General features: G+C 72.0%; 12 protein-coding genes and 1 pseudogene. 2 read left to right on the top strand and 11 right to left on the bottom strand.

Going from position 1 to position 12,926, the window contains the following annotated elements:
* Window positions 1-85: 85 nt before the first annotated feature.
* The 11 genes from ACWHYA_RS12490 to ACWHYA_RS12440 all read right to left on the bottom strand — a co-directional run bounded on the left by ACWHYA_RS12490 (window position 86) and on the right by ACWHYA_RS12440 (window position 9,902).
* Window positions 86-1,666, bottom strand: a complete 1,581-nt coding sequence (locus ACWHYA_RS12490) for an SCO6880 family protein (RefSeq protein WP_425943770.1) — start codon at window positions 1,664-1,666, stop codon at window positions 86-88.
* Window positions 1,663-3,087: a hypothetical protein gene (locus ACWHYA_RS12485; protein ID WP_425943768.1), complete on the bottom strand. Its 1,425-nt coding sequence runs from the start codon at window positions 3,085-3,087 to the stop codon at window positions 1,663-1,665. The genes ACWHYA_RS12490 and ACWHYA_RS12485 overlap by 4 nt, the downstream gene beginning before the upstream one ends.
* On the bottom strand, window positions 3,087-4,004 hold the full coding sequence (locus tag ACWHYA_RS12480; protein ID WP_425943766.1) for a hypothetical protein: 918 nt from the start codon (window positions 4,002-4,004) through the stop codon (window positions 3,087-3,089). Before ACWHYA_RS12480 ends, ACWHYA_RS12485 begins: the two co-directional genes overlap by 1 nt.
* 1 nt (window position 4,005) lies before the next feature.
* Window positions 4,006-4,314: a hypothetical protein gene (locus ACWHYA_RS12475; RefSeq protein ID WP_425943764.1), complete on the bottom strand. Its 309-nt coding sequence runs from the start codon at window positions 4,312-4,314 to the stop codon at window positions 4,006-4,008.
* On the bottom strand, window positions 4,311-5,219 hold the full coding sequence (locus ACWHYA_RS12470) for a hypothetical protein (protein ID WP_425943762.1): 909 nt from the start codon (window positions 5,217-5,219) through the stop codon (window positions 4,311-4,313). Before ACWHYA_RS12470 ends, ACWHYA_RS12475 begins: the two co-directional genes overlap by 4 nt.
* 35 nt (window positions 5,220-5,254) lie before the next feature.
* Window positions 5,255-6,031: a hypothetical protein gene (locus tag ACWHYA_RS12465; RefSeq protein ID WP_425943760.1), complete on the bottom strand. Its 777-nt coding sequence runs from the start codon at window positions 6,029-6,031 to the stop codon at window positions 5,255-5,257.
* Between the two features lie 588 nt (window positions 6,032-6,619).
* The gene (locus ACWHYA_RS12460; RefSeq protein WP_425943758.1) at window positions 6,620-6,922 is read right to left on the bottom strand and encodes a hypothetical protein; all 303 of its coding nucleotides are present in this window, start codon (window positions 6,920-6,922) and stop codon (window positions 6,620-6,622) included.
* Window positions 6,879-8,108, bottom strand: coding sequence for an NAD(P)/FAD-dependent oxidoreductase (locus tag ACWHYA_RS12455; protein WP_425943756.1), 1,230 nt, complete (start codon window positions 8,106-8,108; stop codon window positions 6,879-6,881). Before ACWHYA_RS12455 ends, ACWHYA_RS12460 begins: the two co-directional genes overlap by 44 nt.
* Window positions 8,109-8,117: 9 nt before the next feature.
* Complete coding sequence (locus ACWHYA_RS12450; RefSeq protein ID WP_425943754.1) at window positions 8,118-8,348, bottom strand: helix-turn-helix domain-containing protein; 231 nt, start codon at window positions 8,346-8,348, stop codon at window positions 8,118-8,120.
* On the bottom strand, window positions 8,348-8,854 hold the full coding sequence (locus ACWHYA_RS12445; protein ID WP_425943752.1) for a DUF2975 domain-containing protein: 507 nt from the start codon (window positions 8,852-8,854) through the stop codon (window positions 8,348-8,350). Before ACWHYA_RS12445 ends, ACWHYA_RS12450 begins: the two co-directional genes overlap by 1 nt.
* Before the next feature lie 220 nt (window positions 8,855-9,074).
* On the bottom strand, window positions 9,075-9,902 hold the full coding sequence (locus ACWHYA_RS12440) for an SDR family oxidoreductase (protein ID WP_425943750.1): 828 nt from the start codon (window positions 9,900-9,902) through the stop codon (window positions 9,075-9,077).
* A gap of 88 nt (window positions 9,903-9,990) precedes the next feature.
* Between ACWHYA_RS12440 and ACWHYA_RS12435 the strand changes: the two genes are divergently transcribed.
* Window positions 9,991-10,533, top strand: a complete 543-nt coding sequence (locus ACWHYA_RS12435; protein ID WP_134774141.1) for a TetR/AcrR family transcriptional regulator — start codon at window positions 9,991-9,993, stop codon at window positions 10,531-10,533.
* Window positions 10,534-11,631: 1,098 nt separating this feature from the next.
* Window positions 11,632-12,913 (top strand): annotated as a pseudogene (locus ACWHYA_RS12430) (IS256 family transposase).
* Window positions 12,914-12,926 lie beyond the last annotated feature (13 nt).

Genomic DNA, 12,926 nt, shown 5'->3' with positions numbered 1-12,926 from the left:
CGAAGTCGGCCAGCAGACGGGCCACGTCCCGGCCGGTGCTCCCCCGGCGGCCACCAGGGTTCCGACTGTGTGAGGTGCTCATGGTTCAGCTCGCCTTCCGGGTCAGGCTGATGCCCATCGGCACCACCGAGGCGGCGAAGGCCACGTCGTGGGCCAGGTCCAGGCGCAGCGGGGCGAACCCCGCCCGGCGGATCGAGGAGTCGAGGCGCCGGCCGGCCTCGGCCGCCCGGACCGTCTTGGGCACCGTGACCGTGGCCACCGCGTAGGGAACGGTCAGGGAGTTGCCGCGGGCCAGCTTGGACTCCAGGGCGCGCACCTTCTGCGACTCGTCGACGTCCTTGGTGCGCTGCTTCATCCGTGCCGCGACCCGCAACGACTGCCCCAGGTCGGCACCGAACTCGCTGTTGGCCGACTGTCGGTCGGCACGGCCCGGCGGCACCAGGGGGTAGCAGACCATGAAGGAGCGCCGCTCCCCGTCCTGGTGTGCCGACAGGACCGGGGCCAGTGCCCCCATCGCGGCACCCTTGACCGGCAGCTTGACCGTGGAGGAGACCGAGTTCCAGGCGTCGTGGGAGTAGTGCCGCACGGCCGCATCCGCACCGGAGGGGCCGGCCATCTCCCACGGCACGTCGGTGTTCACGTCGTCGTCGGTCTGGGATGCCGCGAGGGCGTCGATGATGGTGGCCCGGTCCCCCGGGGCGAACCCGGTCCGGCACGCGATCGCCAGCTGGCGGCTGGTCAGCCACTCCACGCTCGAGACGCCCAGGCCGCCGCGCAGGTGGGACTCGACCTCGGTCATCGTCCCGTACAGGGCCCTGGCGCGGCCGTCGATACCCCCGCCGTACTCCCGGGCCACCTTGCCCAGCCGTGACTCGGGCACCACGACGGTGACGTACTGCTCGGTGCGCACGGTCGCGGCGGTCAGCGACTCGTGCAGGTCGTCGTTGATCGCGCTGACCTGGGCCGGGGCGTTGCCCGTGCGGTGGCGCCGGACCCAGTCGGCCCGCTCGGCACCGTCCTCGGGGACGGTGCGGACCATGAAGATCACCTCGCAGGCCAGCTCGGCCCGCACGGCCGCGTCGAGCAGCTCGGCCAGGCCCTGCCCGTAGACCTCCCGGTCCTCGGCCTCGGCCATGCCCAGTCCCGGGTGCACGATCGACGCGGTGACCGCCCACGTCCTCATCGAGTGGTTCTGGATCAACGCGACCCGCCGGTGGGAGTGTCCCGTGGGTGGGCCCTCGTGGATCACGACGCTGGCCAGGATTCCCGGCAGGTCCACCTGCTCCTGCTCCTGCTCGTGGGGTCTGGCCTGCCCGGTGGTGGCCCGCGCCCGGAACCGGGTCCACCCGGCCAGGGTGCCCGCCGCCAGGGACACGGTCGAGGTGATCCACCCGGTCATCGACCGGCCCCGCACCGGGACGGCCACGATCCCGAACAGCACCCCCCAACCGAGGATCGACAGGCCCACCGCGGCCCAGTCCTGCTGGGAGATCGACCAGGCCACCGGCAGGACCGCCGTGGCCAGGAGGCCGAGCTGGAGGCCGGTGAGGCCGAAGAACCACCCGATGCGGGCGCGGGTGTAGTCGCGGTAGACGGTCATGACCGTGTCCTTCCTGACGTCGTGCCGGCAGGGGTCGTGCTCCTTGCGGCTGGGCTGGGTCGTCACGGGGTCACCACCCCGGCGCCGGCACCGGCGGCTGCCGCACCGGACCCGGCGCCGCCACCGCTGGGTGGGGGTATCGGCCCGGTCCCGGTGCTGGGACTGGTCTGTGCCGGCGGCGGTGCCTGGACCGCTCCCCCGCCGGCTTCCCCGCCGCCGCTGCCGGTGTTCTCGCCGCGTTGTTCGGGGTGGGCGAGCCGGTGCCGGTCGCCGGTGGGGCGGGAGGGTTGGAAGTCCGGGACGTAGGTGTTGTGGCCCACGCCGGCCTGGTTGGCCAGGTCCGCGGCCACCGCGGCGCCGCGGGTGCCGGCCGAGACGAACGACCCGACCCCTGCCCCGATCACGGCGGCCGCCGCGCCCAGGGCCGGGTGGGCCAGCCCGCCGGCGGTCGATCCCAGGCTGGTCGTGGCCGTCACCGCGCGTTGGTTGGCCTGGCCCTCGGCGGACACCTCCCCCGCGGGGCGGCCGTGCCCGTCGAGGGTGGACGCGGCCCCGGAGGTCGCCACGCCGCGGCCGGTGAGTCCGCGCAGACCGCCGTGGGCCTCGTACCCGGCGCGCATCGCGGCCCCGGAGGAGGTGCCGGGGTCCACGAACGCCAGCAGCTTGAACAGGGCCAGCGGGGAGAACGCCGCGATGCAGATCAGGAACACCCCCGGGATCGCGGTGCCGATCGTCTTGGCCAGCCCGTCGGCCTCCCCTTGGACGACGCCGGTGGTGACCGAGGTGCCCAGGCCGAGCACGAGGGCGACCAGGACCGGGGTGAACGCGGCCGCGTGGAACCACCGGAACGACGTCCAGAACCAGCCCCTGGAGAACCCGGCCGCCAGCCCGGCAGCGGCGATCGGGCCGGTGGCCACCAGCACCAGCAGGGCCCCGGCCCGGGTCAGCATGACCAGCAGGAACCCGACCCCGCCCAGCCACAGCACCAGGCCCAGGAACCCCAGGACGGTGGCCAGCAGGGCGTCGGTGACGTCCTCGGCCGCGATGACCAGGGTCCCGGAGGGTTCCCAGTGGGCGAACGCCTCGACCCCGAACATGGCCCGCAGCAAGGACCGGGTCAGGCCCTGGGCGGCGGCCAGGATCATCACCGCGTACCCGACCCAGGCGGCGAACACGACGACGAACTGGGCCACCCCGATCCCGGCGTGGGCCAGGTCGGTCCCGTCCCGCCGCCACGCGGCCACGCCTAGCTGGACCATCGCCAGGATCAGCAGCAGAGCGATTGCGAGCCAGAACGTGGTCCGGTACACCTGCCCGGCCGGGCCGTCAGCGGTCACGTCGGGGGTCAGGATGGCGTCCACGAGGCCCAGGACGGTGCGCAGGAACCACAGCCCGCCCATCCAGATCGCCAGCATGATCGAGGTCCACGCGTCGGCCACCAGCTCCCCGACCGCCTTGGCCGCCAGGTACTCGAACGGGTTCGGCATCACCGACCACCCCCCGACCCGCGCCCGTCCAAGGGACCGACCCACGTCCCCGTCCCACCGGTGACGTCCCCGGTGGGCCCGGCGTCGACCGGCGCCGGTGCGGGGGACCAGGGGCGCCACCCGGCCCGGGCGGCAAGGTCGGTCCCTGGCCAGGTCGAGGGTGCCGGGGACACCCGGTGGGTGGTGTCGATGACCCACCGGTCGCCGGTCCAGGTCATGGCCTCGCAGTGCCCGTACGCGGCCTGGGCCTGCTCGACCAGGGACGCCTCCAGCTGCAGCAGGACGCAGGCGACCACCCAGTCCGGCCCGTCGGTGCCTTTGACCTGGCCGGCGGCCGGGACAGCGGTCACGACCAGGCCGGCCTCCTTGGTCTGCCCGGCCTGGCCGGCGGCGGTGAGGAAGTCGGTGACGTTGCCGGCCATCACCCACCTCGCCGGGTCGGCACCACCGGTGGACCAGGACCGGTAGATCTCGTGCGTGGCCGGCACCGACATGGCCCGGATCACACTCACGTCGATCGCCGCCAGCTGTCCCACCGCCCCCTCGGGCGTCCGGGGGAACCCGGTGGGCACGTCCACCGGACCGGTCGTCGTCGGCGAGGGGACGCCCAGGGGCTCGGTGACGGTGGTGGTCACCTGCCCCTGCCGGTAGGCGCGTGGGTCGTCCACGGTCAGCATCGGCGTGTCCGCGATCCGTTCCCGCCGGGCAGGGCCCTCCTGCGGCAGGTGCGCCTCCGCCAGCACCACCTGGGCGGGTGCAGTTTCTTGCGCGGCCAGGGGGTCGGGTGCCTCGTCGGTCAGGACCTGCCGGACGAACAGGCCCAGGCCGACCAGCAGTCCCAGGCTTGCGGCCAGGGCTGCGGCGAGGATGGCCAGCAGCTTGCCCCGACCCCACGCTCCGGGTGTGGTGGTGGTCATCTCAGACGCACCCGGTGCCCATCATCGCGTCCAGGATCCCGGGCAGGATCAGGTAGGCGATCACGGCGACGAAGACGATGACCAGGCCGATGATGCCGCCGGTGCTGGCATGGGGCATGCCGAACATGCGCCCGCCGGCGATCGCTGCCACGGCGATGACGACGCCGAGGAAGAACAGGATGCCCACGCCCCACAGGACGTACCCGAGGATGTTGTCGACGTGGACCTGCGCCCCCGGTGGTGCCTGCGGGCAGACCTGGGCGACCAGGGAGCCGGCGTGGGCCAGGGCGGGAGAGAGCGTGGTGGTCATCGGGTGCTGCCTTTCGTCGGTGCGGGTCGTGCCCCGGTCAGGCCGAGGCCATGCAGGAGGTCGGTGGCCGCGGCGACCAGCTCGCGCGGCAGCGGGCGGGTGTCCAGGCCGTGCACGGCCAGGCCCGGGTCGTGCGGGACCGGGACCACCCCGGTCAGCAGGTCCCGGGTGGCCGGGCCGGTGCTGTGCCGCACCGCCGCGGGCCACCGGCGAGGGGCCGGGCCACGCACGGCCAGCACCAGCCTGGCGTGGGAGGGCCCCAGGCGTTCCAGGGTTTCTTCCAGACGCCTCATGCCCGGGACGGTGGCGGTGGTGACCAGGACCAGGTGCTGTGCCGCGGCCACCGCCGGGCCCACCCACCCGGGGGCAGCCTCGAGCCCGTCGGGGTGGCACCCGGCGTCGACCACCGTGAGCTGTTCCTGTGCGGTGCCTCCCGGGTCGGGGATGTCTGGGTGGGTGGGCGGGTCGGGGTCGGGCAGGGGCACCGGGCCGGGGTGCTCGCGGCGGTCCAGGATCACGTGGTCGCGGCGGCCGCGGACCCACCCGGTGCCGGTGGGTCCCAGCTCGGCCGTGGCGTACCCGACCAGGCCGCTCGCGCCCGGGGCTGCGGTCTCCAGCAGGTGCACCGGGCGGTCCGTCGCGGCGGCCAGGGCCACGGCCACGGTGGTGCACCCGGCGTAGCCGTGGCACCCGAGCACCGCGACCACCTCCCCCGTCGGGGACCACTCGCCCTCGGTGGCCGGCGCGCCCGGGGCCGTCGAGGGTTGCTGCATGGTCCCGCGGAAGCGGCCGGCTGCGGCCGCGTGCCACGCGGCCCGCAGCTCGGCCACGCTCACGCTCGCCCGGCAGGTGTCGGGCGGGTCGGCCGCACGAGGGGTGCCCGGTGTCGAGGCAGCAGGTCCCATGACGCCCACATGCAGACCGGGGGCTGGTGTGGGGTTCATGCGGTCCTGGCCCGGTCCGCGTAGGTGGCCTGCAGGGCCTCCAGGGCCCGGTGGGCCCGCCGGAAGATGGTCGTGCGGGACGAGCCGTGCTCGCGGGCGACCTGGTGGGCCGCGGCCCGACTCAGCAGCCCCGCCCGGCACAGCGTGGTCGTGCGGGTGGTGGTGTGCTCGGACAGGTCCAGCAGCACCCGGCAGTCCTGCCGGCTGACCACCCCCCGCCGGCGGGCGTCGGCCAGCAGCTCGTGCACCAGGTCCACCGCCCCGGCCGAACCACCGTCCGGGGCCGGGGCGGGCAGCAGGTCCATGTCCTGCGAGGGGGTCTCATGGTCCACCCACCGGGCCGTGACCTCCAGGTCCAGCAGGACACCGCGGCGGGCGCTCAGCATCACCGAGGGGGCGACCTTGACCCGGTTGCGCCAGGCCACAGTCCGTCCGCTGATCCACAGCTGGGCCGCGACCGCCTCGTCCACGTCCGGGCCGTACCGGGCCAGCGACCGGGACAGGCGCACCGCCCCCGGCATCAGCACCCACAGCAGCATCCCGGTGGCCGCGGCCTCTCCCCCGCCGTCGGGTGCACCGAGCTCGGCCAGGGCCAGCAGCACCTCGTTCGCCCGGGCCGGGGCGGCGTCCAACGACCACTGCCGCAGCCCTTCCGGTCCGACCCCGACGTCCAGGCACGGGTGCAGCCCCGCCCAGGTGTCCCACCGGGACCGGGCCGTGGCCAGCAGGTCGCAGTCCCACCCGGTCAGTCCCAACGCTGTCGCCACACTCATCTCGAGCTCCTCTTCTCGTGCGAACACCCACGAGAAGCTCCCCGGCCAGCGCTCCCGGTTACGTCCCCACCAGGGCCCCCACCACGCCCCTGCCAGGGTGGGGACGCTGGAAGAACCGCAGGTCAGGGCACGTCCCCACACGTCCCTGGAAACGGTCCTTGACGCAGCCCCCGACCACGTTGACCGCGGGGCTCGGCTGAGCGTTACGCTGCTCGGTGCCGGCTTAGACCGGCCCGCGGGGGACGTGCGCGTCGCCCGGTAGCCCATCACCGCCGGGCAGACCCCACCGCCGCGGGCGGCCCTCCCGGGGAGTACCCCCCCTGCACCCGGGAGGGCCGCACAGGTCACCACGTACCCGTCGGAGGGTCGAGCACGCCATGGTCGGTCTCGGGTCCCGTTCCGTGGCGGAGGCGTCGTCGTGACACGACCTTGCCGTCACCTGCTCCGACCCACCCACGGCGCCGTGAGACGTCTTTGGGACCCACGGTGGACGACGAGCATCATCGCCTGGATGCCCGTAGGGCCTTGGTCAGGACGGGCCGTTCGTGCCCGCCGGTGGCTGGAGGACCCGCCGGCGTGTGGCCTGCCCTAGACGGTCTGTGCGGTGGGCACCTGGTAGTGCTTGAAGTAGATGTCGTCGCCGTCGGGCCAGTCGTTGTCGAGCAGGATCACGTGCACCTGGGTGGGTTGCCCGTCGTGGGAGACGTCCTTCCAGATGGTGACGCCTTCGACCTCCTCGAACTTGCTGGCGTCCTTCTGGACGGGCGCGCTTCCGCGGTAGGCAACGTTGAGGGTGCTGACGCAGCGGTTGTCGTCGGTGCGGCCCGAGGCGATGGCGGCAAGTCCGCTAACGGGGAGTAGTGACCCGCGCGTCGCCGGGGCACGCCTCAACGGTTCGGCCCTGGCGTGGGGTGACGTCCCCGCCTTCCCTAGGTGCGGTAGGGGCGTCGATCGGGAAGGACCTGTCGGAGAACAGGATTTGGCGTGCAGCAGCACGGCCAGGGGTCGTGCGCAGGCCGGTGAAGGCGGCTTCTACCAGGCGGGGTGAGCTGGTGTGGGCGAGCACGGTCCGAAGAGCTGTTCGGCCCCGGAGCCGACGGCGCAGGGGGGCCGCGTCGTAGCGGTCCAGGCTCTCGCGCCGTCCCGTCCTCAGGGCTTCGTCGAGGATCTGCGCCGCGTGGTCCGACAGGCGCAGGCACGGGTCGAGCCCTCCGGCGGTCAGCGGGGACACGGCCCCCGCGGCGTCGCCGACCAGGAGACCGTCCCGGTTGCCGATCCTGCGGAGCAGCCCGCCCACAGGGATCGGGCCGGCGCGGTGTTCGACCGGTCCGGTGCGCGTGGCGGTCGACAGCCCGGGGGCCCGGGCGCGGTAGGTGGCCAGGCTCTGGCGCAGGCCGTGGCGGAACTGGGCGGGGTACCCAGCGGTCCCGACGTGGACGTGGGCGCCGTCGTGCACGACCCAGGCCAGGTAGCCAGGGGCGATCCGCGGGTCCAGGGTGCAGTGAAACGTCGGTGGCGGATCGGTCGGGTCGTGCACCGGGTAGGTCTGCTCAGCACCCACGAGCAGGGCACGGTTGGTGTCCAGTCCGAGGTCCCTGGCCACGCGGGAGCGGGCCCCGTCGGCGCCGACGACCAGGCGGGCGAGCACCCGGACTGCTCCGTGCGGTCCCTGCAGGTGGTAGGCCGTGCCGTCGCGGCCCTGGTAGGTGGTGCCGAGCATGATCTGGACCCCGTGCTGCTTGGCCTGCTCCCCGGCCCAGGTGCACAGTTCGGCCATCCGGCCCACGCGAAACTCATCCCGCTCGCTGCGAAGGTCCACGGGTCTGCGGTGGCTGGGTGGGTATAGCACCACGCGCCGGATCGCGGGGCCGAGCGTGTGCGGGGGGAAGTGGAAGTCCTGCAGGGTTCGGTGCACGAAGATGCCGGTGGTGCGGATCCCCACGCCCAGCGAGGCCCGGCTGTCCACGAGCAGCACCTCGTGGCCTGCTTCCGCCAGCCGGGTGGCGGTGCGCAGTCCTGCCAGGCCGGCGCCCACCACCAGGACGTCGACGTGGACGGTGACCGGAAGGTCAGCCATGGCAGCAGGTCAGCCGATGCCGGACGGGCTATCACCGTCCGGCTCCCAGCGCAGCAGGTCCCCCGGTTGACAGTCCAGCGCCTCGCACAGCGCTTCCAGGGTGGTGAACCGTACCGCCTTGGCACGGCCGTTCTTGAGGACGGAGAGGTTGGCCGGTGTGATGCCGATCCTGTCGGCGAGCACGCCCACGGCCATCTTGCGCCGGGCCAGCATGACGTCGATGTCCACGACGATCGGCATCAGATCACCTCGTCGAGCTCGGAGCGCAGCTGACGGGACTGCACGTCGAGCGCGACCGCCTGCGCGAGCAGGGTGCGCATCACGTAGACGAGCAGGGCGACCCCCGCGGCCACCAGAGCCAGCCCGGAGATGATCCCCACCAGCCCAGGAGCCACGGCGTCGCCCTCGACCGCGTGGTTGGCGAACCTGGCCACCACCGCGACGCAGAGCACGAGGACCGAGCCTGCCGCGATCGCACCGATGACGATGTCGACATAACGGAAGCTGGCCGGGGAGAACACGGTGCCGCGCGCGGCCATCGTCAACAGCCTCCACACGCACACGGCGATGACCTGCAGGCACAGGATGCCGAGGACGGCGATCACCGCCAGTGAGGTGCGGAACCCCTCGCCCGCCTCGTCCATGTCCAGCCACAGCAGCGGGACGATCAGCACCTGCACCACCAGCGAGCCCAGCAGCGCGATCGCGAGCACCACCCGCAGGCTCAGCACGACCCACCTGTTCATAGCCATCTCTTTCGTCGAGAAACAATGCACAGGTATCGTACAACGATAGATTCTGAACGTGCAACGATGATCGGAAGGTCGCGTGGCCGTGCCACCCCCTCCAGGCCCCAACTGGCGGCCAGGACCGGACACCCGCGTCCGGTCCCGACGTTGTCGTCCGGGCGGCCCCGGTTCAGCATCTGGGCACCATGACGTGCCGGGCCTGTCTGAACCGGGTGGGTTACCGCAGGCCCAGGAGTCGGGCTCCGATGGCGTCGTTGAACCGCGTGGGCAGGACTGCGTTCATGGTGACCATCGCCCGGGCCTGGGCCCCGGCGGCGTAGCGAGCACGAGGGCGGCGCGCAGTCAAGGCCTGCTCGACCACGCGGGCTACGACGTCCGGCGGCACGGTCCGGGCCTGGAGCGTGCTGACCAGCTTGAGCATGCCGCTGATGTGTTGCGCGTAGAGCTCGCGGTGGTTGGCCGCCATGCCCAGCTCCATGGCATGGAGCAATGGCTGGATCTGCTGCCACGGGCCGGTGTCGGTGGGGCCGGGCTCTACGACGGACACCTCGATGTGCCAGGGCCGGAGCTCGACCCGGAGCACGTCCGCGACTGCTTCCACCGCGAACTTCGATGCGCAGTAGGCGCCCTCCATGGGCACCGGTGCCCGGCCGCCGGTGGAGGAGATGAAGACGATCTGGCCGCCGCCGGTACGGATCTGCGGCAGTACGGCCTGCGTGACGGCGACCTGGCCAAAGAGGTTGACCTCGAACTGGCGGCGAAGGTCTGGGATGGACACGGTCTCGATCGGGCCGAGCACGCCGATGCCGGCGTTGTTGACGAGGGCGTCCAGCCGGTCGGGCAGGTTGTCGGCCAGGGCGGCGACGTGCGCCTCGTTGGTGATGTCGAGCAGGACCCTCGTGATGCCGCGGTCCTCGCGCCCCAGGCCCTCCCCGGTGAGTTCCTCGCGCACGCCGGCGAAAACGGTCCATCCGGCGCGGGCCAGTCGCAGCGCGATGGCCTCGCCTATCCCGCGACCGGCTCCGGTGACCAGTACCGATGGCATGGGGAACATCCTTCCCGGCAGGCGCCCCGCCTCACCACGCCACACTACTCGCGTAGTGGCACGGTGTCACTACTCATATAGTGCTCAGATGAGATCGTTGCGGGACCGTGCCCTCGATGCCGCCATCGAGTTGGTGGGCACCCAGGGCCTGAAGGCCTTGACCCACCGCCGGATCGACGAGCGGGCCGACCTCCCGCCGGGGTCCACGTCCAACTACTTCCGGACGCGCGACGCCCTCCTTCGTGGGGTGGCGGACGCCATCCTCGAGCGGGAGATCTCTGGGATGCGAGCCACGTTCGCCCCGCAGTCGGCCGAGGAGCTCCTCGAGGCCATGGTGGCGCTCCTGGACCGCACCACCGAGGACCAGCGCACACTGACCAGCGCACGGCTGGTCCTCTTCATGGAGGCGAGCCACAATCCCGCCTTGCGTGAGAGCCTCGGACGGGGTCGGGCAACCTTTGAGGCCGCCCTGCAGGGGGCACTTGCAGAGCTGGGCGCCACGGACCCGGTTGCGGCGACCCGGGCCATGATGGCGTGCGCGGAGGGACTGATCCTGCATCGCGTCGCCCGCCACGACGACAGCGACATCCGGCCGGTCCTCGAGCTCGTCGTCCGCGCCGTCCTGGCCTGAAGGCGTTCGTGACCCGCCAGCGAACGAAGGCGACCACCGTTCCGACGCTCGTTGGCCTGGCGCACGGGTCGCGCAGGCAAAACGCTCCGGCCGCGCGACGAGCGGCAAATGGGTATGGCTCCGGCGTCTTGATCAGTCGGGTCAAGAGCCCCGTCGGCAGCATGCCTGGGGCTAGTCTGTGGCCATGAGCGCCTGGCTCACCATCGAGGTCCAGGAAGGCGACGTCTCCGCCGATGGGTGGCGTCGTGCCCATGGCGAGCTGCTTCTCGAAGCGGCGGTTACCAACGGGGCTAGCGATTGGGTCTGGCACACCCCTCGGTGGGGCGTCATCCTAGAACTGCAGTTCGCGGAAGAGCTCGCGCGGGAGTCCTTCCGGGAGCTTCCGGCAGTACTTGCTGCACTGGACGCCGTCCCAGACGCTGCGTTCGGCTTGCACGTTTACCCCGGACGCGGAGGTAGCTCCGGCAGCGCAGTTCCCCGGCGCCCTCGACCATCTCCCCTCAGCGATACTGCCATGGCTGAAGAGACCCAAGACGAGTTCATAGATCTGCCACCCGGCGAGCACTCGTACTGGAGCGGCACCCGACCCTAGGTTCGCTGCTTGGCATACGATGCCAGATGCGGCAAAGTCGGACGTCACGCTGGAGGGCTGGTGACTACTGATCCTTTCCGCGCAACAAGCGGATTCGCTGTAGCCAGCCCCGGGTGGAGATCGCACCGGCCACAGGGTCTGCGCCCTGCCGCTGCGCCATGAGGACCCCCGCCGCTGCGCCGAGAACACCCTGCTCGCACTTGGTGCAGACCCGGCGTCCAGTCGCCGTTCGACGTGCTTGACCCCTGAACATTCGACCGCACTCGACGCAGGTGAACGTGCTCATCCGTGCACCCTATGGTGATTCCGGTTCAGCCTGCAGGAATGCGTTGCGGCGGACGCGTGCGTCCCACGTCAATGCGACTGGGTCGGACGAGCGTAGAGTGGAGTCCACCAGAGTGGTGTACGACGACACCCGGTGAGCGTGTCCTGCTGAGGTAGGCGCGGCCACCGGTGTGATCCTTCGAGTGAACCTTCCACAGAACTCTCGAAGAGGAGCACCACCGATGACCGCTGGACCCATTATCGACCCGCATCAGTTCCTGCACGAGCAGCTCGCGCAGGCGAGCCCTGACCTGATGCGTGAGCTGCTGCAGTCCTTCATCAACAGCCTGCTCTCGGCCCAGGCCGACAGCGTGTGCGGCGCCGACTACGGCGACCGCAGCACCGAGCGCACGAACCGGCGGAACGGGTATCGGCACCGGGACCTGGACACGCGTGTGGGCACCCTGGACGTGGCGATCCCCAAGCTGCGCGAGGGGTCCTTCTTCCCCGAGTGGCTGCTCGAGCGTCGTAAGCGGGCCGAGGCCGCGCTGACCACGGTGGTGGCGACCTGCTACCTGCTCGGGGTCTCCACCCGGCGGATGGACAAGCTGGTCACCGCGCTGGGGATCACGGGCCTGTCCAAGTCGCAGGTGTCGGTGATGGCGGCCGAGCTGGACGAGCACGTGGAGTCTTTCCGCACCCGCCCGCTGGACGCCGGCCCCTACACCTTCGTCGCGGTCGACGCGCTCGTGCTCAAGGTGCGTGAGGGCGGGCGCGTGGTCAAGGTGAGCGCGCTGGTGGCCACCGGCGTCAACGCCGAGGGCTACCGGGAGATCCTGGGCCTGCAGGTGGCCACCGGCGAGACCACCGCCTCCTGGCTCGCGTTCTTCCGCGACCTCGTGGCCGCGGCCTCACCAGTGCCGGGCCGGTCGGGCTGGTCACCTCCGACGCCCACGCCGGCCTGGTCGGGGCGATCGGCGCGACCCTGCCCGGCACCGCGTGGCAGCGCGTGCTCCCGCCCACTACGCCGCCAACCTCATGGCCGCCACGCCCAAGAGCTCCTGGCCCTGGGTCAAGGCGCTGCTGCACTCCGTCTACGACCAGCCCGACGCGCCGTCGGTGCAGGCCCAGTTCGACCGGGTCATCGACACCCTGGCGGGGAAGCTGCCCGCGGTCGCCACCCACCTCGAGGACGCCCGCGCCGACATCCTGGCCTTCACCGCCTTCCCCAAGGAGGTGTGGCGCCAGATCTGGTCCAACAACCCCCAGGAGCGGCTCAACCGCGAGATCCGCCGGCGCACCGACGTCGTCGGCATCTTCCCCCACCGTGAGGCCATCATCCGCCTCGTCGGCGCCGTCCTGGGCTGGGGGCACCTCCCGCTTGCGGGGGCGCAGCACGACGCCTGGGCCGAGCAGCGCCGCTACATCGGCCTCGACGTCCTCACCCGCTGCCGACACGCCCTGGCCCCCACCACCACCGGACAGGAGGAAACCGCTGCTACCGTCCCCGCACTGACGGCCTGATCAACCCCATCGA

It is taken from the genome of Ornithinimicrobium carbonis, assembly GCF_977012275.1.
The sequence above is the reverse complement of the archived record's forward strand: the minus strand, read 5'-3'. Positions and strand labels throughout refer to the sequence as shown.

Bases quoted from the DNA above. Each gene is read 5' to 3' on its own strand.
- ACWHYA_RS12485 (WP_425943768.1), bottom strand. From the start codon at position 3,087: ATGCCGAACCCGTTCGAGTACCTGGCGGCCAAGGCGGTCGGGGAGCTG.
- ACWHYA_RS12480 (WP_425943766.1), bottom strand. From the start codon at position 4,004: ATGACCACCACCACACCCGGAGCGTGGGGTCGGGGCAAGCTGCTGGCC.
- ACWHYA_RS12475 (WP_425943764.1), bottom strand. From the start codon at position 4,314: ATGACCACCACGCTCTCTCCCGCCCTGGCCCACGCCGGCTCCCTGGTC.
- ACWHYA_RS12470 (WP_425943762.1), bottom strand. From the start codon at position 5,219: ATGGGACCTGCTGCCTCGACACCGGGCACCCCTCGTGCGGCCGACCCG.
- ACWHYA_RS12465 (WP_425943760.1), bottom strand. From the start codon at position 6,031: ATGAGTGTGGCGACAGCGTTGGGACTGACCGGGTGGGACTGCGACCTG.
- ACWHYA_RS12455 (WP_425943756.1), bottom strand. From the start codon at position 8,108: ATGGCTGACCTTCCGGTCACCGTCCACGTCGACGTCCTGGTGGTGGGC.
- ACWHYA_RS12450 (WP_425943754.1), bottom strand. From the start codon at position 8,348: ATGCCGATCGTCGTGGACATCGACGTCATGCTGGCCCGGCGCAAGATG.
- ACWHYA_RS12445 (WP_425943752.1), bottom strand. From the start codon at position 8,854: ATGAACAGGTGGGTCGTGCTGAGCCTGCGGGTGGTGCTCGCGATCGCG.
- ACWHYA_RS12440 (WP_425943750.1), bottom strand. From the start codon at position 9,902: ATGCCATCGGTACTGGTCACCGGAGCCGGTCGCGGGATAGGCGAGGCC.
- ACWHYA_RS12435 (WP_134774141.1), top strand. From the start codon at position 9,991: ATGAGATCGTTGCGGGACCGTGCCCTCGATGCCGCCATCGAGTTGGTG.